The following is a 19,413-nucleotide window of genomic DNA, read 5'->3' on the forward strand; positions in this document are numbered from 1 at the left end:
AACGCCGCAGCGGCTGGGTTCGGCTCTATCCCTGTGGGAGCGGGCTTGCCCCGCGAAGAGGCCGGTATAGCCACTGTTTCACCACCGTCTCACACAGTCTCAATGTGCAACAGCGCAACCCTGCAATTACGCCCTTGCACTGTGGCAAACCCCAGTCGCCTCAAGGCCTTGCGGCCCATCAACGACCTTGGCACGCCCATTGCGCAAGCCTCGCTCACATTCCAATGACAAGAGGCACCGCCCCATGCTTTCCGAACTGCCCATCCTGCCCGCCACCCGCGCCTTCCTCGAACGCAAACTGAAAATGCGCATCGGCGCCGACTGGCAGGACGCCGCCAGCGGTCGCACCCTGTCGTTCCGCAACCCGGCCACCGGCGAGGTGCTGGGCGAAGTACCCGCCGCCGACGCCGACGATGTCGACCGCGCCGTGCGGGCCGCGCGCCAAGCCTTCGACGACTCGCCCTGGAGCCGCCTGCGCCCGCGTGAGCGGCAGAACATGCTGTGGCGCCTGGCCGACCTGATGGAGCGTGACGCGCAACAACTGGCGGAGCTTGAGTGCCTGAACAACGGCAAGAGCGCCGCAGTGGCCAAGGTCATGGACGTGCAATTGGCCATCGACTTCCTGCGCTACATGGCCGGCTGGGCCACCAAGATCGAGGGTAGCACCGTCGAAGCCTCGATGCCTTTGATGCCCAACGACCAGTTCCACGGCTTTGTCCGCCGCGAGGCGGTAGGCGTGGTAGGTGCCATTGTCGCCTGGAACTTCCCGCTGCTACTGGCCTGCTGGAAGCTGGGCCCAGCCTTGGCCACGGGCTGCACCGTGGTGCTCAAACCGGCCGACGAAACCCCTCTGACTGCACTGAAACTGGCCGAGCTGATCGAGGAAGCCGGCTACCCGGCAGGCGTGTTCAACGTGATCACCGGCACCGGCCTGAATGCCGGCGCAGCCCTGAGCCGCCACCCCGGCGTCGACAAGCTGACCTTCACCGGCTCTACCGAGGTCGGCAAGCTGATCGGCAAAGCGGCCATGGACAACATGACCCGCGTCACCCTGGAACTGGGCGGCAAGTCGCCGACCATCGTCATGCCCGACGCCAACCTGCAGGAAGCCGCTGCCGGCGCTGCCACAGCTATCTTCTTCAACCAGGGCCAAGTGTGCTGCGCAGGCTCCCGGCTGTATGTGCACCGCAAGCACTTCGACAACGTGATCGCCGACATCGCCGGTATCGCCAATGGCATGAAGCTGGGCAGCGGGCTGGACCCTTCGGTACAGATGGGCCCGTTGATCTCGGCCAAGCAGCAGGACCGTGTCACCGGCTACATCGAACTCGGCCGTGAGCTGGGCGCGACCATTGCCTGCGGCGGCGAAGGCTTCGGGCCGGGTTACTTCGTCAAGCCAACGGTGATCGTCGATGTCGACCAGCGTCATCGCCTGGTGCAGGAAGAAATCTTCGGGCCGGTGCTGGTGGCTATGCCCTTCGATGACCTCGACGAAGTGATTGGCATGGCCAACGACAACCCCTACGGGCTAGGGGCGAGTATCTGGTCGAACGACCTGGGGGCGGTGCACCGGATGATCCCGCGTATCAAGTCGGGCTCGGTGTGGGTCAACTGCCACAGCGCACTCGACCCGGCGTTGCCGTTTGGTGGCTACAAGATGTCAGGCGTCGGCCGCGAGATGGGCGCGTCGGCCATCGAGTATTACACCGAGCTGAAGTCAGTGTTGATCAAGCTCTGATCTTTTCCTAAACCGGCCTCCTCGCCGCACAAAGCTGCGCCTACAAAAGCACGCGGTCCCTGTAGGAGCAGCCTTGTGCTGCGAAAAGGCCGGCACAGGCAACCCAACACAACACAACACAACACAACACAACACAACACAACAACAAAAACATGGAGCACACCATGAAGCACACGCTCGCCTGCATGTTGGCACTTTTGTTCACCCCAACCCTCACCCAAGCCCACGAGCTCTACAACCAAAACGGCACCACCCTCAACGCCGACCTCGAAGCCCTGTTCGGCGTCTTCCACAGCGACGAAAGCTACAACCAGGCCGGCAACCGCCAACCCGGCAGCAGCAACTGGCGCGAGGGCTACGTCAAATACGGCCTAAGCGGCAGCCAGGCCCTGGCCGAGAGCGGCGCACTGTATGGCGCCGTCAACCTGCTCAGCTCCGCCACCTGGGGTGATGGCGACGCTGCAGGCCTGACCCTCGGCGACGAACGCCGCACCGCCCTCGAAGACCTGTACCTGGGCTGGCGCTCAGCCAACCTGTTCCCGGCCCTGGGCGAAGATGGCATCGACCTCTCCGGTGGCCGTCAGGTGGTGACCCTGGGCGATGGTTTCCTGATCCAGGGCGACCCGGTCAACCTGGGCAAGGTCGACCTGGGCGCCAACTTCGACCGCGGCGGCGCCTATTACCTGGCCGCACGCAAAGCTTTCGACCGCACCGCCGTGCTGCGCCTGGGCGGCAAGCAAGGCTGGCGTGGCGACCTGATGTGGCTCAAATCCGACAACCATTACCAGGCCGACACGTCGATGGCGGTGACCAACATCGAGCATGTCGCCGACGCTGGCACAGTCGGGCTCAGTTGGATCCGCGGCCTCGACGTCGACCAGCGCTACGCGCAGATCATGGGCCTGCAGCACCGCGACGGCATGGACACAGTCAGCCTGCGCGGGCGCGGTAACCTGGGGGTCAAGGACCTGGAACTGGCCGGCGAATACGTCACCCAAGACCGCACAGGCGGGCGCGAGAACGCTTGGTACCTGGAGGGTAACTGGACGTTTTCCGAACTGCCCTGGACGCCAACCGCCACCTACCGCTACAGCCGTTTTTCGGAAGACTTCGACCCGCTGTTCTATGGCCTGAGCCGCGGCTACGGCACCTGGTTTCAGGGCGAGGTGGCCGCCAACTATGCCGGGCCTTTCAACAAGAACAGCCAGGTGCACCACGTCGCGCTCAAAGGCAAGCCGCGTGACAACCTGACGGTGGGGGCGTTGTACTTCGACTTCGACACACTTGACACCGACCAGGGCAACCTGGGTGGGCGTGAGCTGGACCTGTATGTGGAATGGATGGTCAACGAGCACCTGCTGATCAGCCCGCTGGTGGGGTTCTACAAGCCGGAGCGCAGTGCGGCGAATGGCGGTACGCAGATGGGTAGCCGCGATACCGGGACGTATATGCAGTTGGTGGTCGGGACGTTCTTCTGACTGAGGATCTTGGGGCCGCTGTGCGGCCCCTGGGTCTCAGGGCCTGCCCTGCTCCGCCAGCCACCGCCGCAGCATCATCCGTTGCGCCTCGGAGTGGCTGCTCATGACCTCATCCAACGCCTGCCCAGCCAGCACCGCGCGCACCACCGGCGCCAGCTCCACCCCCTGCAAATGCCAAACCCCCAACGGCTGATCCGCCGTCACTACCACCTCGGCCTCATCCACAAAACCCTCACGCAACACCGGCCTGCGCGCTACCTGCACTGACTGCCAATCGGCCGCCAAATGCAGCGGCTGGGCATCGGGCCAACCCCGCCGACGCGCCCAGAACGGCAGCCCGGCGCGTGTCTGCTCCTGACCATAAAAATCCCGCCCAATACGGGCAAAGCGCATGAACAACTGCTCAACCCGCTGTTGATGAAATTGGCGCGCCAGCGCAGCCCGCTCGGGCCGTCGCAACAGGGTATTGATCACCACAGGCGCCTGCAGCGCCGACGACAGCGACTGGAAAATCCCGTTCCCCGAGAGTGGGTCAACCGCCATTGCAGCATCCCCCACCCGTATCCAGTCATCCCCCACACATTCGCCGGCCAGTATCGCGGTACTGCTACGGGCATGTACCTGTGCAGGTTCCATCGCCTGCGCCCCGAACAATTCGGCCACTAACGCCGAGTCACGGCGCCGTGTGGCGCAGTACTCAGGCAGGGCGGCCTTGGTCGGCACCCCTTGGGCATCGAGGGTAATCTGCCAATAACAGCGCCCATCGGCCAACCTGGCCATCCAGGCCCAACCGTCATCCAGGCTTTCCACCGCCGAAGCCGGTGCGCCAGGGGCGTCATGCCAGAGGTTGAGCAAACTGATCGTCTCAGGTCCGCGCATGCGGTCAGCTGCCAACGGTGCCTGGCGCCCACGCGCCTCAACCAGGAATTCAGCCTGCAGCGTTTGCCCGTCGTCCAGGCGCACCTGATGACCCTCGGCACGCGCCACCTCACGGATGCGCCCTTCAACCAGCGTCACTCCCGCCCGTGCAAGGTCAGCACGCAAGGCACGGTCGAAGCGTTGCCGGTCGAGCAGAAACTCCTGGTTCATCTGCAGGTGCTCGCCATTCCAGCGCACCTGACGTGTCGCTGGCATCGCCGCCTCGCTCAGGGCCCCGCCCAGGCCCGCGTGGCGCAGACCTTCCAGCACCCGCTGCGAAACGCCTTCCACGGCAGCAAAGCGGCGCCAGTCAGACACCACCGTGACCGGGTAGCCCAGGCGGCGCAGGCCGATTGCCGTGGCGGCCCCCGCAGGCCCGGCACCCAGCACCACGATGTGCGGCTCACTCATCCTCGGCACCTCGCCGCTCAGGGCCGCTGAATGCGGCATGGGCACGCAGCCAGTCGAACACCTGCTGCCGCCCCAGGCCGGGCCGCTCACGCAATAACGCTGCAACGCGCCCGCTCAGCGCAGCACAACCCAGGCTTGCCCCTGCCAGGCCACCGGCGCCGACATGGCCACCGAAGTCCGCCTGTGCAGTGCCCAGCCAGGACCACTGCCCCGGTGCACAACGCGCATCGCCGGTCATGCGAATCACGCCCGGGTAACTGGCCGGGTACACCGCCCCACCCTGCGCCGGGCTGGAGGCGCACAGCAGCACGCCAGCCGCCTGGGCCTCGGCGCAGGCCTGGTGCAGCACGGGCCGGTCCTGCAGCAGGCCGAGGCTAAGGTTGATCAGCGTCGCCCCCTCTTCCACCAGCCATAACAATGCGGCGGCCACCTGCAACGCACTGGTGCTCGCCTGCGCAGAAAACACCTGGGCCAGCAACAGCGGCACCGGGCCAGACTCACGCAGCAGGCCTGCAACAATGGCACTGCCGTGGCCTAGTTGGTCGGGCAACGCTTCGCCTTCGCGCAGCTGGCCGTCCTCAAGCCAGAAACGCCGTGCGCCCAGCAAATCCAGTGCTTGGTCCGACGAGCAACCGCTGTCGATGACCCCGACACGCAACTCATTGCCCATGCTTGATGGCCTCCTGGGGCAACACCTTCAGTTGCCCATCATGCAGGTGCAAATGCAAGTCGGCATCGGCGAGGGTCGAGGCTCGGTGGCTGATCAGAATGCGCGTGCGCCCGGCAAACAGCTGGTCGATGGCCGCGATCACTTCGCGCTCGGTCGCTTCGTCTACCGCCGACGTGGCCTCGTCCAGCACCAGGATCGCAGGGGCCTGCAACACCGCGCGGGCAATGGCGATACGTTGCTTCTGCCCGCCAGACAGCTGCTGGCCACGCTCGCCCAACAGCCCGTCCAGCCCCAAGGGCAGGCTTTCGACCAGGCTGTCCAGGCGCGCCAGGCGCACCACCCGCTCAAGCTCGGCACGGCTGGCTTCGGGCACCCCGTAGGCAAGGTTCTGCGCCAGGGTGCCACGGAACAGCACGATGTCCTGGCTGACCACGGCAATGCGCCGACGCAGCGCCGCCAGGTCGAGTTCGCGCAGGTCGGTGCCATCCAGCAGGATGCGCCCGGCGTCCGGGTCGTAGAACCGTTGCAACAGATCGATCAAGGTCGACTTGCCGACCCCAGAGGCGCCGCTGATGGCGACCTTCAGGCCACCCGGCACGCAGATATTCACGTCGCTCAGCACCGCGCCTTGGCGCCCGTCATGGGCGAAGTGCAAGGCCTCCAGGCGCAATTCACCTGGCCCGTCTGGTATCGGCTGCGGCGTGTCCGCCTGGCGCACGGCAACGGCTTCTTGCTTAAGCTCCATTACCCGGCCCAAGCTCACGGCCATGCGCTGCACCGCCACATACAAGCCCAACAGGCTTTGCACCGGCCCGACTGCCATGCCCATGTACGTGGAAAACGCGATCAGCGCGCCCAGTTGCCAGGTACCTTGAATCACCCACCAGCCGCCTACCAAAAAGGCGCAGGCGCGGCACCAGGAGGTCAGCGTGCCGGGTATCGCCTGGGTAAAGAACTCGGTCACCTGCACCTTGAGCAACTGGCTCATGTAGCCCTGACCCAACTGGTCCAGGCGCCCGGCTTCGCGCCCCTGCTGGCCCGCGGCCTGAATGAACTTCATGGCCGGCAGTGTCTCGACCAGAAACGACGACACATCGGCCGAGCGCTCACGCAGGCTGCGCACCTCGCGCTCGACCTTGCGCCGCATCCAGCGCAACCACAGCACCTCGATCGGGATCAGCAGCGCCAGCAACAGCGACAGCTGCCAAGACAACATCAGCATCAAGGCCACCGCCCCCATCAGCCCGATCACGGCAGACACCGCTGAAAACAGCGAGTCCACGGCAAAGCGCTGGATTTCGGCGACGTCGCCATCCAGCCGCGAAAGGATATCGCCGATGCGCCGCCGCCCGTAAAAAGTGGGCGACAACTGTTGCAGGTGGCGGTAAAGGTCATCACGCAGCGCGAACAGAATGCGCCCGGACAATCGCGTATGCAGGTAGCGGTTGACCCCGGCCAGCACGGTGCCCAGCAGGCCCGCAGTGATCATGATCGCCGCCATGTGCCAGAGGGTCTGGTAGTCCTTGGCCAACAGGCCTTCGTCGATCAGTGTCTTGACCAGCCAGGGTTGCGCCAGGGCCAGCAGTGACGCGCCCAAGGACAAGCCCAGCAGCACACCGATGGCGCGTCGATGGGGGCGGACGAAACCATACAGCCAGGCCAACGCCTGACGCATGAGGACAGGGTCGCTGGTCTCTACCAGCCTTGCGAACAAACCACCCATGTCAGCTACGCAACTGCTTGAGCTTGCGGTACAGCGTCGCCCGGCTGATACCCAGGGCCTCGGCGGCGGCCGAGACGTTGCCCTGGTGGCGGCCCAGGGCGCTGCGAATCAGCTCCAGTTCATTGTCCTTGAGGCTGCCGGACGGCGTCGTGCCGCTGGCCAGTTCATCGAGCAGGCAATCGGTGAGGTGATCGAGGGTCAGCACCTGCTCACCGTCCTCGCGCATGGCCAGCGCGGTGCGCACGACCATCTCCAGCTGGCGGATGTTGCCTGGCCAGTCGAAGCCTTCGAGCAAGGCGCTGAGCGCCGGGTCCAGGCTCACGCCCTTGGCACCGGACTTGTCCAGCAGCCCTTGGATGATCCCGGCCAGGTCGTCACGCTCGCGCAGGGCCGGCAGGCGCAGCGAGACGCCATTGACCCGGTAATAGAGGTCTTCGCGAAAATGCTGTTCAAGCACCAGGCGTTTGAGGTCGCGGTGGGTGGCGCAGATCAGCGCCACGTCGATGTCCTGCTCGTCACCCGCGCCCAGCGGCGCCACGCGGCGCTCTTGCAGCACCCGCAACAGCCTGGCCTGCAGGGCCAGCGGCATGTCGCCGATCTCGTCGAGGAACAGCGTGCCGCCATGGGCCTGCATCAGCCGCCCGACCATGCCGCCACGGCGTGAGCCGGTGAACGCCCCTTCGCGGTAGCCAAACAGTTCGGATTCGATCAGCCCTTCGGGAATGGCCGCGCAGTTAACCGCCACGAACGGCTTGTCGGCCCGCGGGCTGGCCTGGTGCAAGGCCCGGGCGACGACTTCCTTGCCGGTGCCGGTCTCACCCAGCAGCAGCACCGGCAGGCCGTTGCCCAGACCTTGGCGGGCCATGCGCAGGTTGCGCGCCAGGCGTGGGTCGCCACCGGCCAGTGCATCGAGCGCGGGTGACGTGTTGGCCAGCGTCGGCTTGCTCACCGCCACGCTGCCGTTCAGCTGGCCGTGACGTGGCAGTTGCAACGCGCGGAAGAAGAACTCGCCCTTGGCCGTCTGCACACTGCTGACACCGCCCTGCCACAGCCGGGCGATGAAGGCCGGCGAGCGCTCGCCGAGCAGGTCGCTGCTACGCCGGCCAATGAGGTCCTGGCGCGGCACCTGCAACAATTGGCAGGCACTGTCGTTGGCCGCCAGCACTTCGCCGTCCAGGCTCAATGCCAATAGACCGTGCCAGGCACTGTTGAGGTACTGCGGGCGGCTATGGAAGGCCAGCACCAGTTGCTCGGGATGGCACAGGCCGAACAGCCGGCCTTCGATGTTGCCGGCTGCCAGCATCAGCGTCGACAGGCTGTCCTGCGGCTGCGCCATCACGCCTTCGCGGGTGATGTCGAGCACACCGATCACCTCGCCCCGCGGGTCACGCAGCGGCACCGAGGTGCAAGAGAACGGGCTGAGGCGATCGAGGTAGTGTTCACCGCAGTTGATCAAGGTCGGCCGCCCTTCTACCACGGCCGTGCCGATGGCATTGGTGCCACGTAGGGATTCGCTCCAGCAACTGCCTGGGTGCAGGTCACGCAGGCCTTCGCGGCTGAGCACGTGGGTTTGGCCTTCGATGGCCAGCACGTTGGCCTGGGCATCACCGAGGATGATGATGCCCGCCTTGCCCTGGCGCGAGACCAGGTAATCCAGCTCGGGGGTGACGGCATCGACCAGCAAGCGGTTGCGCTCCAGCAGCATGCGCAGGTCATGGCCTTGCTCCAGGCCCAGGCCGACCTGCTCGCCTTGCAGGCAATCCAGGCCATGGCCCAGGCTGCGGCGCCAGGACGCGTCGATTTCATCGCGCAGCATGCCCAGTGGCAGCTCGCCTTCGCTGGCCAGCTTGAGCCGGGCCTGGCGGGATTCGTGTAGCGGGTCTTGGGCGTTTGTTATTAGTTGTCGCGCCATTTTCTACTCCGGCTGCGCCCCGCACGGTAGAGGGGAACGGGCTTGGGAATTTTGCGCAGTGTGCGGGAGAAATGGCCTGGCGTCATCAGGCTGCTGTCGGGAGAGTTTGGTTGGGCGTCCTCGTGGAGGGAGGTCTTCGCTTTGTAGAGCAGGCTGCGTTTGTTCAGCTTGGAACCGAGCCGCGATGGGGTTTCAGGGGGCTCGCACTGTGTCTACAGACTCGGCAACTGAATGTATTTCTATTAAAAATTTGGCAACACGATCGACGCTTTGCTCAAGCGATCTTCTAGCCGAGTATTTATTACCATACTGTCCAGATTCAACAAGCTCATTCCAACCCGACCAGCCATACAAACTATGGATTTTACTTTCAATTTTATACTGAACAGCGCTCACCAATACCTCGTGGGGGATGCCTCTTTCACGGTTTGCAACTCCAGCCTTGTACATATCTACCATATATTCCGCAATATGGGCTGTCGTCGCCTCCTTTGTTCCCCTCAGAGCTTCCCAAAATTCTGGCTCTGTGCTAAACGATGCATCCGCTTTTTTACGCACCTTCGATGAACCTGAGGTTTTTTTATTACGGCGATCAATCGCCTTGTTTTGTAGGGGCGAACGCTTTCCCCCGTTTTGACTGCCCCCATTGACGTGCCCTTTTTCTCGCGCAGTAGTTCCCCCTCATCATCGCACTCGGATCTGAGTAGTTGACGGGGTCTGCGCCGCAGTACATATAAGCATTCAAACCACCTTCAGCGAACGGGCTCAAGGTGTCAGGCGAGATGAAACGCATCAATACGGGGCTATAAGCCCGCCTGCCACGCCCTAGTAAATCGCACCCAGAAGCACCATCACGGTGCTCACCATTGAAACCAATCAACGACGCTTTCGATGTCAGATCTTCGAACCCATACGTGCTGTAGGAGTGCGTCACCGTTCCTTTCAGTACAGAGTTTTTCCCATCCACCGCCAGCAATAACGCACGCATCGGCATCTCCTTTCTACCTCATTCACTCAACACTCAGTCTCAGCGCGCAGCATGCTGCGCTGCCTGCGCTTCAGCGAGCTGTAGCGTCACTTACTTACCCTGTAATAATATTTGCGCACACCCCTTCTCGAATAAGCCTGAGTGCATTAGACAATTGAATTACTACTCCCTGGCACGTTACGTCAGGCTGAAACTTCCGACTACTGGCAAAAATGTCAGGTGACAAAACTCAAATTCGCGAGAGAGCTTAGGCCGCAAAACGCCTTTGCCTAATGTTTACCGCAACTGGGACTGACTCGATTAATTGCCAACACTGGACCTCCCCCTAATCCTGCAATGACCGCTGATTCAAGCAGGGACTTGTGAGAGCTGGCTTTCCAGCGATCACCGGCAAAGCCGGTGCCATGAACCGCGTCGCCTGCATCGCCGGCAAGCCGGCTCCCACAGAGTCAGCAAATCGCTTGCGATACTAGCTCTGTGAGCGAAAGCGCTGCCCAAAGGGCTGGCTGATATCCCACAGGGATAGCGTGATTTCAAGAGCGACGCAGTACCTGTGGGAGCGGGTTCACCCGCGAAGAGGCCCTCAAGGTCGATCACGGCTGCTGATACTGACTCAGGTACTTGTCCACCGTTGCCTTGCCATCCCCCGCATCCCCCGCCACCTGCCACAACCGCCGCTCGATCCCCTGCGCCAGCAAATGCCCCACCGCCGCCTCGATCGCCGACAGCACGCACAGCTGCGCCGGCTCATTGGTAGTATACCCCACCTCCGCCTCCAGCAACTTCTTGAACTCGATGAACTTGAACACCCCGGCACTGCGCCCAACCGAGTAGATGGTCTTGCTGGTCATGACGTTGGCCAGCACCTGCCCGGTGCGCACATCGACTGCGCGCAGGTTCACGGTCACCTGGTCGACGCGGTACTCGCGGGAGATGTCTATGCCTAAGTAACGCGCCCCTTCCCCGCCACTGCGCACGTTGGTGTCATAGGCGATGATGCCGCCTTCAAGCATCAGGTTGGCGGCCTGCAGCGGCGGCAGTTCGCCCATGATGTTCTCTGCAACATCCGGCTTCTTCTGCGAGGCGCGGATGATCTTGCGTTCGGTCAACAGGTTCTGCAGGCCTTCACGCTCCAGCACCACGAACCAGCCACTGGCGCTCAGGGCGTCCATCAGCATGCTCGCCGCGCCTTGGGTGACGCTGGTCGAGAACGAACTGGCCGGGGTGGGTTTGTACTGCCCGGTCTGGTCGCGGAAGCCATACACCACCGCCATCAGCCGGCCTTTAGGGCGTGGCATGTTGATCAGGTCGTAATAGGTCGAGGCGCGCGGGGTCAGGGTCGGGGTTTCCGAGTCCTGTTCGGCCGACATGGGTTCGCGCAGGCTGCAACCACTTTGCAGGCCAAGGGCGGTGAGGATTAGCAGCGTGCTCAGCAGACGTTTCATGGTGTTCTCTCCCCAACATAAATGCCTTTCCCTCTCAGGGGTTCAGGCCGCTGACCTCAATGATCGAAATTTCTCCTGTGGCGCGGTCGGTGACCTTGATGCTCAGCGCCCCTGAATCGTCGATAACGTCGATCAGGAAGGCATCGGTGGCCATGCTTCCGGTGCTGCCATTGCTGATGTTGTCCAGCAGCTGCGACAACATCCGCGACTCCAGCTGGTTGCTGAAGCGCTCCAGGGCCGAGGTGCCCGAGAAGGCAGACGCACGGTCCTTGAGGTCGGGGTCGTCGTAGTCGTTCTGCGCCTGGGCGTTGTTCAGCAACCAGGTGCCGTTGAGCGGGTTGCCGCCGAAGGCCGGGTTGACCGGGGTGTACACCAGCTCGGTGGCCTGGGCAGCACAGGCGCTGGCCAGCAGGCAGGCGGCGATGCAACGGGGAATGCGGGTTTTCATAGCTCGTCCCTCTCCAGATCGGTGGTGTCCTGCAGCAGGCGTTGCAACTTGCGTTGGATGATCTGCTGCTTGACCAGGTCGGCGGCCGCGACGGCCTCTTCTTTGAGTTCCGTGGTGTTGGGTGGCAGGAAGCGGCGGTACATCACGTCGCGCTCGAACTCCACGGTGATCAGGCTGCCCCAGCGGGCATCCGGGCGTTCGCGCACCACCAGGTTGAAGTCCAGGCGGCTGGTGGCACGCAGGCGGTCGGCGAAGTAGTAGTAAAAATCGTGGCCGATGTGCGAGATGGTGTTGTCGACGATAAAGCCCATCATCTCGTCCTCTTCAGCCGCCTTCAGCGCGCTGCTCAGCGTGCTCGCCAGCAACAGGCTCAGGCACAGCACAGCCAGGCGGTTCATGGCGTGTCTCCCGGGCCGGCATGGGGCTGGGCACCGTTGGGGCTGTCGGCGAACGCCTGCTCGGCGACGAACTGCCAGTCGCTGTAGTGCTCCAGCCCTTCGAAGCCCGACCACTCGGCGGCAAAGCCACTGCGTTTGAACGGGGTGGCGTCCGAGCGGCTGTGCACGCCGGTGATACGGCCGTCGATCGAGCGCAGCAGGCCCCAGTCGTCGCTGTTGGTGATCGGGTCCGGGTAGAGCCTGCGGATGTGCCGCTTGGCCTCGGGGAAGCGGTTGTCCTGCAACAGGTCGGCCAGGTCCTGGGGGTACTGGGCCAGCCCCGGCGATGCCCGGTAGTAGCTGCGCAGGGCCTGGGCGTACTGGCTGCCGACCCACAACAACTGGCGCTCGTGGTCGCGCTGGGCGGCACTCGACCAGACCGTCCCGGTGGCGGCCAGGGCCACGCTGCTGACCGCGATCAGCAGCAGCACGCCCAAGTAGGTGAAGCCGGCACAGGCCTTACCATTCAGCATAGAGGCTGCCATCACGCGCCCTCCCTGTAGCGCCGCTTTTGATGTCGGCCACGCCACCGGCCACACCTTCTGGCGGTGGCACCAGTTGCCAGGCATCGCTGCGTTCGATGATCGGATCCACCGGGGTGTTGCGCAGGTAGCGCAGCTCGACCAGTTGCTCAAGCGAATCGGGGTAGTGCCCGGTGTCGCCGTAGAAGTGGTCCAGCGACTCGCGCAGCACTGCCAGGCTCTGGCGCAGGGTGGCCTCGCGGGAGCTCTCCAGGCTGTTGAAGTAGCGCGGCATGGCGATGGTCATCAGCGTGGCGATAATCGCCATCACCACCAGCAGTTCGATCAGGGTGAAGCCTCGGCTGCGTTTCATGGCCGTCACCATTGCCCGTAGGGGATGTTGTTGAGGCCTTTGCCACGGGCCTTGGAATACACGTCGAAGACGTCTTCGCCTTCCCGTGGGCTGTCGGGACTGCTGTCGTAGGCACGCAGGCCCCAGGCCCCCTCATCGTCCTCCTTGGCCGCCAGCAGCGGGTCGTGGGGGATGCGCCGCAGGAAGTAGAACTTGGCCCCCTTGGCACTGCGCACATCACGCACCCCGTCGACCAACACCTGCAGGTTGGGCGGGTAGCCGCTGGCATCCAGGCGTTTTTCGATGTAGCCGGCGTCAAAGGCGCGCTTGTAGGCATCGATGGCATCGCGGATCTGGTACAGCGCCTCGCGCAGTTGCTGCTCCTTGCCGCGGCGCACCACGGTTTCGGTCAGCGGCGCGGCCATGCTGGCGAGCAGCCCGAGCAGTGCCAGGGTCAGCACCACCTCGATCAGGCTGAAGCCTTGCATGCGGCGTTTCATGGGCGTGGGCTCCCGTTGGCAGGCACCACGGCCATTTGGCTTTCTACTACCGGCGTGTCACCGGACGGCGTATTGCCCGGTACATCGGTTGGCGGCAGCGGTGCCATCTGGCGGACTTGCAGGCTCGACTCGGTGCCGGTGGCAAACTCCATGTCCGACGGGCTCTGGTACGGCAGGTTGCGCACGATGCGCGGGGTGATCGCCAGCACCAGTTCGGACTTGCTCATGTCGTCCTTGTTGCTGCCGAACAGCCGGCCCAGGCCGGGGATGTCGCCCAGGCCGGGGATCTTGTTGCCGCTGGCGTTGTGGTCGTTACGCACCAGCCCGGCCAGTACCTGGGTTTCGCCGTCGTGCAGGCGCAGGCTGGTCTGGGCGTTGCGGGTATCGACCTGAACCGGAATGGTGCCCTGGCGCGTGGCCTCCAGTGGGGTGGCGTTGCTGACCTCCAGCGCAATCTTGATCGCCACTTCGTTGTTCAGGTGCACGGTAGGCTGCACTTCAAGCTTCAGGCCCACGTCCAGGTAGGTGACGCTTTCGGTGATCACGGGGCCCTGGGTCGACGGCACCGAGGTGGCGCTGATAATCGGCACCCGCTGGCCGATGTGGATGCGTGCCTGCTCGCGGTTGCTGACGCGGATCACCGGGCTTGCCAGGGTGTTGATGTCCTTGTCCTGGGCGTTGATCTTGGCTTGTGGGGCCGGCGAGATACTGATGCGGCTGGAGTCGATGCCGCGCAACTGGTCCAGCACGCTGACCGGTTTGCCGTCGGAGGTCAGCACGCCGAAGGTGTTGGGCCATTGCAGGCCGAGGTCGAGGATGCGCGAGGTGGCCACCTCCATAACCTCCACTTCCAGTACCACTTCAGGGTTGGACTGGTCCTGGGACTGCAACAGCTTCTCGGCCATGCGCACTGCGTCGGGGCTGTCGCGCATGGTCAAGGTGTTGAGGCGCTCGTCGACGAACACATCGCGGGTCTTGAGCATGGTCTTGACCATGTTCAGCGCGGTGTTGGCGTCGATGCTGGTCAGGTAGAAGGTGCGCATGACCAGTTCCTGGTAGTCCTTGGCCTTTTGCGGCGAGTCGGGGTAGATCATCAGGGTGTTGTCGTTGACGATCTTCTGGCGCAACTGGTTCTGCTCCAGCAGCAGGGCCACGGCGTCCTCGATGCGGACGTCGCGGACGAAGATGGTGGCCTTCATGTCCGGGCGCAGGTCTTTGTCGAAGATGAAGTTGATGCCAGCGACCTGGGACAGCACTTCGAAGATGGTCTTCAGGTTGGCATCACGAAACTCTAGGGTGACCGGGCGCTCCAGCTTGCTGCGCAGCTGCGGGAAGGGCTGCGCAGTGCGTGCCTGGACGTTCTCGATGTCGCTGCGCAGGGTCATGCCCTTCTGGTTCTGCGGGTCCAGGCGCAGCACTTCGCGCATGTAGCGCTCGGCACCGAACAGGTCGCCCTGGCGCAGGGCCGCCTGGCCGAGGGCGACGCGTTCGTCGAGGGTGCGGATCAGCTCCAGTTGACGGATGCCTTCCTGGGCACGGCGGTTGTTGGGCTCGATGCTCAGCACCCGGCCGTAGCCCATGCGCGCACCGGCAAAGTCGTGGCGGATACGGTCGCTGTCGGCCTGGCTCAGCAGTGCCTCGACCGCCGCCTGGCGGCCATGGGCCAGGGCGATGTTCAGTTCGGTGTCGCGCGGGTCTTCACGCAGGGCCTCTTCCAGGCGCGCGATGCCGGCTTCGTACTGCCCCTCCTTCATCAGTTCTGCGCTGTCTTCGCGTACCGCACTGGAGCCGCAGCCGGCGATGGCCACGCACAGCGCCAACAGCAGGAACGGAGCAGGCTTGCACAGCTTCGATGACTTCATGGTGCGCTCCCGACAGACAAGGTCTGCGACTGATGCAAAGGCAGGTAGACCAGGCTCAGCTCGTTGGCCGAGACCCGGTCGAGGCGGTAGGTGTCTTCGATGACGTCGCCCTGGCGCACGACGTAGAGTTTTTCGCCGCTCTGCAGAAACACCTGCAGGTCGTCGCGATCGCCCAGGCGGCCGACGAACTGGAAGGGCAACGCCGGTGCCGTGGGTGCGGCAACCACCACGGGTGTGGCGATGATCGGTTGTTCGGTGACGGTGGCCAGGGCCTTGGGTTTGGTCCAGCGCTGGCTCGGGAACAGGTCGGTGGAGGCCTGTTCTGGCCTATTCGCGGGCAAGCCCGCTCCCACCGGTTCCATGGGCACCCCCGAACCTGTGGGAACCGGCTTGCCGGCGATTGGGGCGTCCTCGACTTGCTGGCCAAACCAATGCCCAGGCGCCCACGCCAGCGCGGCAGAAAGCCCAAGAAACCCGAGCCAGACCAACCCACGTTGAGTATTCATCACGACCTCGACAGGTAGAGGGTCATGCGCAGGCGGGCGTTGAGCTCGCTGTCGCCGATGCGTTTGCGTTGCAGCTCAAGGTCTTCCAGCACCAAGGTCGGCAGCTGGCCAAGCAGGCCCTTGAGGAAGCCGCGGATCTGCGGGTAACTGCCGCGGACCGGCAGCACGATCTGGTAGCGCGCCAACTGGGTTTTCGGGTCGATGCCCAGGGCGTACTCGCCGCGTGCCAGGCTGATGTGCTCGGCACTGGCCAGGTGATACAGCCGCTCGATCAGTTCGCTGGCCTGCGGCTGACCGGGCAGTTGCTGACGCAGGGTGTCGAGGGCCTGCTGCTCGGGCTTGACCGCGATTTTCAGCTCGCCGCGTTGCACCCTTCCCACTTGCACACTGGCGTCTGCCTCGCTGGCCCGCAGTTCGCGCACACTTTGCCATTGCGGCAATACACCGGCCACCGCCACGCCGACCACCAGCAGGCCAACGGCAACGGCGGCCAGGCCCACCGGGCCGATCCGGCGCAGGTGCTCCTGAATGATCAGGCTGCTAAGCGGTTCAGGGGCGCGCATGGCCGGTCTCCCAGGTGGCAGTGAGGGTGAAACGCACCGGGTGCTCCGGCTGGCTCACCATCACCTCGTGATTGAGCAACGAAACATCGCTGAGCTCGGCACTGGCCTCCAGGCGCTGGTGGTACTGCAGCATCGCCTCCAGGTTGCGCGCCTCGGCGGCAATGCGGACCTGGCCCTTGCGAGCGTCCGGGGTCAGGCCAAGCAGCGCCACATCGTCCTGCGGCAGTGCTTCGAGCATGGCGAACAGTTGCTGCCAGGGCCGTTGCAGCTGCTGCGAGACATTGCGCATCTGCGCCAGGCGCTCGGCCTGCTCGCGGCTGGCTGCACTGCTTTGCGGCGCAGCGGTGGCTGGGCGCCGGCCCAGTTGCAGCTCCAGGCTGTGCAGGCGGCCTTCGAGGTCGTCTTGCTCGCCCTGCAGGTGGTGTTGCAGCAGCACCAGTGCGGCCACCCCTGCACAGCCCAGGGCCAGCAGCGACCAAGCCAAGGCGCCATTGCGGCGGGGCTGGAATTCCAGGTCGAGGCGGCGCATGTCAGGCCACCGCCCGCCACATGGCACACAGGGGGTCGGCTTCGCTGGCCGGCTGGCACAGCTGCACCGCTGCCAGTTGCGGCACGTCGCCGCGGCCGGGCGCATGCAGGTAGACCCGTGGCAGATGCTCGCCGTACAGCTCGCAGGTACGCTCGATCAACGCTTGCAGGGCCTGGTCGGTATCGGCACAGCCTTGCGCCAGCACCTGCTGCCAGGCACCGCCAGCAGCCAGCAACAACACGCTGCGGCGCGGCTCGGCGAGGACGAACAGGAAGTCGCCTTGTGCCAGCTGCGCCGAACAACGGTTGTAGGCCGCCATCAGGTACGGCTGCACCGAGCGCAGGCTCAGGCGGCTTTCCCGGCCCAGCGCCTGCAGCCGTTGCAGCAAGGCCTCGGGCAACGCCGTGGCAATGCGTGCGGCACCTGCCGGCTCCGGCGAGAGGACGATGCGCCAGTCACCCAGCGACTGGCCGTAGAGGTTCTCGAAGCAGGCCCGCGCATAAGCATCCAGCTCGCGTGGATGGCCAATGGCATCGCTCCACGGCACCAGGCAGAAGCGGCTGTAGCGGGCCGACAGCAACACCCGCAATTGGGCGCCGCGTACGGCGTGCTCGGCCAGCAGTGCGCCCAGCGCCTCGACGGCAGCTTCCCAGGCCGGTTGGGCGGCGTCGCAGCTGAATTCGCGACTGCCCAGCCACTGGTGCTGATTGCCTTTCCAGCAACCCAGGCCAACACCCTCGGCGCCGAGCACGGCACAGTATTTATGAGCAGCACGATCACGCAATGAATGTGACACGGTTGATCTCCTCAAGGGTGGTGCGGCCGTCACGGACCAGGTCCAGGGCCGAGGCCCGCAGCAAGCGCAGGCCGCGCTGGCAGGCGAGTGTCTTGATCTGCGACAGGGGGCGGCGTTCGACGATCATCTGCCGCAGGTCATCGTCCAGGTGCAGCAGCTCGGCGATGGCGCTGCGGCCGCGATACCCGCTGCCACGGCACTGGCCACAGCCCTGGGCGCGGACGAATGTCCAGCCGGCCACGGCGGCGCGGGTCAGGCCCGAGGCCAGCAGGGTTTCATCGTCCACTTCGCAGGCGCTGGCGCAGTGCGGGCAGGCCAGGCGAATAAGGCGCTGAGCCAGGATGGCGTTGAGCGCCGAGACGAAGCTGTAGGGGTCGACCTGCATCTGGCTGAAGCGGCCGATCACATCGAAGACGTTGTTGGCGTGGATGGTGGTGAACACCAGGTGCCCGGTCAGGGCCGACTGCACGGCGATCTGTGCAGTGTCCGGGTCGCGGATCTCGCCGACCAGGATCTTGTCCGGGTCGTGGCGCAGGATCGAGCGCAGGCCGCGGGCAAAGGTCAGGCCCTTCTTCTCGTTGACTGGGATCTGCAACACGCCGGGCAGTTGATACTCGACCGGGTCTTCGATGGTGATGATCTTGTCAACGCCGTGGTTGATCTCGCTGATCATGGCGTACAGGGTGGTGGTCTTGCCGCTGCCGGTGGGGCCGGTGACCAGGATCATGCCGTAGGGTTCGGCGGCCAGCCGGCGCAAGGCACGCAGGGTTTCGTCGGCAAAGCCCAGGGCCTGCAACTGCACGCCGCTCACCTTGTCGGACAGGTCCTGTTTGTCGAGCACCCGCAGCACGGCGTCTTCGCCAAAGATGCTGGGCATGATCGAGACGCGGAAGTCGATCTGCCGCTCACCCACGGCGACCTTGAAGCGACCGTCCTGGGGCACGCGTTTCTCGCCGATGTCGAGCTCGGCCATGACCTTGATGCGCGAGATCACCTGATCGGCGAAGGCGCTGCCGCTGGCCTTGCCGGCGCCGTTGAGCACACCGTCGATACGGTACTTGATGGTCAGGCCCTGGCCGGTCATGCCCAGGTGAATGTCGCTGGCGTGCAGTTTGAGGGCGTCGTAGAGGGTCGAGTTGACCAGCTTGACCACGCGGCTCTGGTCTTCGCTGATGCTGGTCAGCGACAGGCGTTGCAGCGGGTCGCTTTCGCTGCTGGCTTCACTGTCGTGGTCAAGCGCATCGACCGCGTGGAAGCTTTCTTCATGACGGGCCAGAAACGTCGCCAGCTCGGCGGCGTGCGCCAGGTACAGCGGCGCGCCTTGCAGCACATCGTCGATCCAGGCCAGGCGCGCAGGGTCGAAGGGGTCGGAGAACACACCCATCAGTTCGCCGCCCTGCTCGATCAGCACGAACTCGCGTTTCAGGCACTGGGCCAGGCTGACCTTGTCGAAGCGGGGGGTGCTGGCCAGCAGCGCTTGGCTGTGCAGCACGGGGTAATGCAGGGTGATGCCGAGGCGGCGGGTGAAGGTGTCCGGGGTGTCGTTGGCCAGGCGCTCCAGGCAATTGAGCAGGCGTTCGTCACTGGCTTGCAAACGGGCCTGGGCCAGCAGCTCGCGTGTAAAACCGGCAATCTCGAGTACTTCGGGCATGGCCTGCGACTCCGCTCAGGGGGCG

At 64.5% G+C, this 19,413-nt stretch carries 20 protein-coding genes; 2 read left to right on the forward strand and 18 right to left on the reverse strand.

The genetic code is table 11. From position 1 onward, the window contains the following. The first annotated feature begins 244 nt into the window (after positions 1-244). Together D886_RS0108235 and D886_RS0108240 are read left to right on the forward strand one after the other, a co-directional pair. Positions 245-1,738, forward strand: a complete 1,494-nt coding sequence (locus D886_RS0108235; RefSeq protein WP_027593454.1) for an aldehyde dehydrogenase — start codon at positions 245-247, stop codon at positions 1,736-1,738. Between the two features lie 164 nt (positions 1,739-1,902). Further along, a complete protein-coding gene (locus D886_RS0108240) occupies positions 1,903-3,216 on the forward strand; it encodes a hypothetical protein (protein WP_027593455.1) in 1,314 nt (437 codons plus the stop codon). A 36-nt stretch (positions 3,217-3,252) separates the two neighbouring features. Here the strand turns inward: D886_RS0108240 and D886_RS0108245 are convergent, their stop codons facing one another. From D886_RS0108245 to D886_RS0108325, 18 genes are all read right to left on the reverse strand, one after another. Beyond that, a complete protein-coding gene (locus D886_RS0108245) occupies positions 3,253-4,545 on the reverse strand; it encodes an NAD(P)/FAD-dependent oxidoreductase (RefSeq protein WP_027593456.1) in 1,293 nt (430 codons plus the stop codon). Then, a complete protein-coding gene (locus D886_RS0108250; protein ID WP_027593457.1) occupies positions 4,538-5,215 on the reverse strand; it encodes a peptidase S8 in 678 nt (225 codons plus the stop codon). Before D886_RS0108250 ends, D886_RS0108245 begins: the two co-directional genes overlap by 8 nt. After that, positions 5,205-6,938 (reverse strand): ABC transporter ATP-binding protein, encoded by a 1,734-nt coding sequence (locus D886_RS0108255; protein WP_027593458.1) that lies wholly within the window; start codon positions 6,936-6,938, stop codon positions 5,205-5,207. Before D886_RS0108255 ends, D886_RS0108250 begins: the two co-directional genes overlap by 11 nt. A 1-nt stretch (position 6,939) precedes the next feature. After that, complete coding sequence (locus tag D886_RS0108260) at positions 6,940-8,850, reverse strand: sigma-54-dependent Fis family transcriptional regulator (RefSeq protein WP_027593459.1); 1,911 nt, start codon at positions 8,848-8,850, stop codon at positions 6,940-6,942. Between the two features lie 192 nt (positions 8,851-9,042). Continuing rightward, complete coding sequence (locus D886_RS28190) at positions 9,043-9,408, reverse strand: hypothetical protein (RefSeq protein WP_155951411.1); 366 nt, start codon at positions 9,406-9,408, stop codon at positions 9,043-9,045. A gap of 34 nt (positions 9,409-9,442) precedes the next feature. After that, positions 9,443-9,838: an RHS repeat-associated core domain-containing protein gene (locus D886_RS26830; RefSeq protein WP_050580733.1), complete on the reverse strand. Its 396-nt coding sequence runs from the start codon at positions 9,836-9,838 to the stop codon at positions 9,443-9,445. Between the two features lie 593 nt (positions 9,839-10,431). Next, a complete protein-coding gene (locus tag D886_RS0108270; RefSeq protein ID WP_027593460.1) occupies positions 10,432-11,283 on the reverse strand; it encodes a CsgG/HfaB family protein in 852 nt (283 codons plus the stop codon). 34 nt (positions 11,284-11,317) lie between these two features. Further along, positions 11,318-11,731: a curli assembly protein CsgF gene (locus D886_RS0108275; protein ID WP_027593461.1), complete on the reverse strand. Its 414-nt coding sequence runs from the start codon at positions 11,729-11,731 to the stop codon at positions 11,318-11,320. Then, positions 11,728-12,129: a curli production assembly/transport protein CsgE gene (gene csgE, locus D886_RS0108280; RefSeq protein ID WP_027593462.1), complete on the reverse strand. Its 402-nt coding sequence runs from the start codon at positions 12,127-12,129 to the stop codon at positions 11,728-11,730. The genes D886_RS0108275 and csgE overlap by 4 nt, the downstream gene beginning before the upstream one ends. After that, positions 12,126-12,653, reverse strand: coding sequence for a type II secretion system protein (locus D886_RS0108285; protein ID WP_027593463.1), 528 nt, complete (start codon positions 12,651-12,653; stop codon positions 12,126-12,128). The genes csgE and D886_RS0108285 overlap by 4 nt, the downstream gene beginning before the upstream one ends. Beyond that, positions 12,628-13,002 carry a type II secretion system protein gene (locus D886_RS0108290; RefSeq protein WP_027593464.1) on the reverse strand — a complete coding sequence of 125 codons (375 nt, stop codon included), beginning with the start codon at positions 13,000-13,002 and terminating at the stop codon, positions 12,628-12,630. Before D886_RS0108290 ends, D886_RS0108285 begins: the two co-directional genes overlap by 26 nt. A gap of 5 nt (positions 13,003-13,007) precedes the next feature. Further along, positions 13,008-13,481 carry a type II secretion system protein gene (locus D886_RS0108295; protein WP_033694024.1) on the reverse strand — a complete coding sequence of 158 codons (474 nt, stop codon included), beginning with the start codon at positions 13,479-13,481 and terminating at the stop codon, positions 13,008-13,010. Continuing rightward, a complete protein-coding gene (locus D886_RS0108300) occupies positions 13,478-15,343 on the reverse strand; it encodes a secretin N-terminal domain-containing protein (protein WP_027593466.1) in 1,866 nt (621 codons plus the stop codon). Before D886_RS0108300 ends, D886_RS0108295 begins: the two co-directional genes overlap by 4 nt. Continuing rightward, entirely contained in the window at positions 15,340-15,849 is a 510-nt protein-coding gene (locus tag D886_RS0108305) for a hypothetical protein (protein ID WP_027593467.1), read from the reverse strand. The genes D886_RS0108300 and D886_RS0108305 overlap by 4 nt, the downstream gene beginning before the upstream one ends. Continuing rightward, complete coding sequence (gene pilO / locus D886_RS0108310; protein ID WP_027593468.1) at positions 15,849-16,412, reverse strand: type 4a pilus biogenesis protein PilO; 564 nt, start codon at positions 16,410-16,412, stop codon at positions 15,849-15,851. Before pilO ends, D886_RS0108305 begins: the two co-directional genes overlap by 1 nt. Beyond that, complete coding sequence (locus D886_RS0108315) at positions 16,399-16,941, reverse strand: pilus assembly protein (RefSeq protein WP_027593469.1); 543 nt, start codon at positions 16,939-16,941, stop codon at positions 16,399-16,401. The genes pilO and D886_RS0108315 overlap by 14 nt, the downstream gene beginning before the upstream one ends. A 1-nt stretch (position 16,942) precedes the next feature. Continuing rightward, the gene (locus tag D886_RS0108320; RefSeq protein WP_027593470.1) at positions 16,943-17,737 is read right to left on the reverse strand and encodes a hypothetical protein; all 795 of its coding nucleotides are present in this window, start codon (positions 17,735-17,737) and stop codon (positions 16,943-16,945) included. Continuing rightward, positions 17,718-19,388, reverse strand: coding sequence for a GspE/PulE family protein (locus tag D886_RS0108325; protein ID WP_027593471.1), 1,671 nt, complete (start codon positions 19,386-19,388; stop codon positions 17,718-17,720). Before D886_RS0108325 ends, D886_RS0108320 begins: the two co-directional genes overlap by 20 nt. Between the last annotated feature and the right edge of the window lie 25 nt (positions 19,389-19,413).

This window comes from Pseudomonas sp. LAIL14HWK12:I7 (assembly GCF_000483465.1).
Classification (GTDB): Bacteria; Pseudomonadota; Gammaproteobacteria; order Pseudomonadales; family Pseudomonadaceae; genus Aquipseudomonas; species Aquipseudomonas kermanshahensis.

Bases quoted from the DNA above. Each gene is read 5' to 3' on its own strand.
- D886_RS0108235 (WP_027593454.1), top strand. From the start codon at position 245: ATGCTTTCCGAACTGCCCATCCTGCCCGCCACCCGCGCCTTCCTCGAA.
- D886_RS0108240 (WP_027593455.1), top strand. From the start codon at position 1,903: ATGAAGCACACGCTCGCCTGCATGTTGGCACTTTTGTTCACCCCAACC.
- D886_RS0108245 (WP_027593456.1), bottom strand. From the start codon at position 4,545: ATGAGTGAGCCGCACATCGTGGTGCTGGGTGCCGGGCCTGCGGGGGCC.
- D886_RS0108250 (WP_027593457.1), bottom strand. From the start codon at position 5,215: ATGGGCAATGAGTTGCGTGTCGGGGTCATCGACAGCGGTTGCTCGTCG.
- D886_RS0108255 (WP_027593458.1), bottom strand. From the start codon at position 6,938: ATGGGTGGTTTGTTCGCAAGGCTGGTAGAGACCAGCGACCCTGTCCTC.
- D886_RS0108260 (WP_027593459.1), bottom strand. From the start codon at position 8,850: ATGGCGCGACAACTAATAACAAACGCCCAAGACCCGCTACACGAATCC.
- D886_RS26830 (WP_050580733.1), bottom strand. From the start codon at position 9,838: ATGCGTGCGTTATTGCTGGCGGTGGATGGGAAAAACTCTGTACTGAAA.
- D886_RS0108270 (WP_027593460.1), bottom strand. From the start codon at position 11,283: ATGAAACGTCTGCTGAGCACGCTGCTAATCCTCACCGCCCTTGGCCTG.
- D886_RS0108275 (WP_027593461.1), bottom strand. From the start codon at position 11,731: ATGAAAACCCGCATTCCCCGTTGCATCGCCGCCTGCCTGCTGGCCAGC.
- csgE (WP_027593462.1), bottom strand. From the start codon at position 12,129: ATGAACCGCCTGGCTGTGCTGTGCCTGAGCCTGTTGCTGGCGAGCACG.
- D886_RS0108285 (WP_027593463.1), bottom strand. From the start codon at position 12,653: ATGGCAGCCTCTATGCTGAATGGTAAGGCCTGTGCCGGCTTCACCTAC.
- D886_RS0108290 (WP_027593464.1), bottom strand. From the start codon at position 13,002: ATGAAACGCAGCCGAGGCTTCACCCTGATCGAACTGCTGGTGGTGATG.
- D886_RS0108295 (WP_033694024.1), bottom strand. From the start codon at position 13,481: ATGAAACGCCGCATGCAAGGCTTCAGCCTGATCGAGGTGGTGCTGACC.
- D886_RS0108300 (WP_027593466.1), bottom strand. From the start codon at position 15,343: ATGAAGTCATCGAAGCTGTGCAAGCCTGCTCCGTTCCTGCTGTTGGCG.
- D886_RS0108305 (WP_027593467.1), bottom strand. From the start codon at position 15,849: ATGAATACTCAACGTGGGTTGGTCTGGCTCGGGTTTCTTGGGCTTTCT.
- pilO (WP_027593468.1), bottom strand. From the start codon at position 16,412: ATGCGCGCCCCTGAACCGCTTAGCAGCCTGATCATTCAGGAGCACCTG.
- D886_RS0108315 (WP_027593469.1), bottom strand. From the start codon at position 16,941: ATGCGCCGCCTCGACCTGGAATTCCAGCCCCGCCGCAATGGCGCCTTG.
- D886_RS0108325 (WP_027593471.1), bottom strand. From the start codon at position 19,388: ATGCCCGAAGTACTCGAGATTGCCGGTTTTACACGCGAGCTGCTGGCC.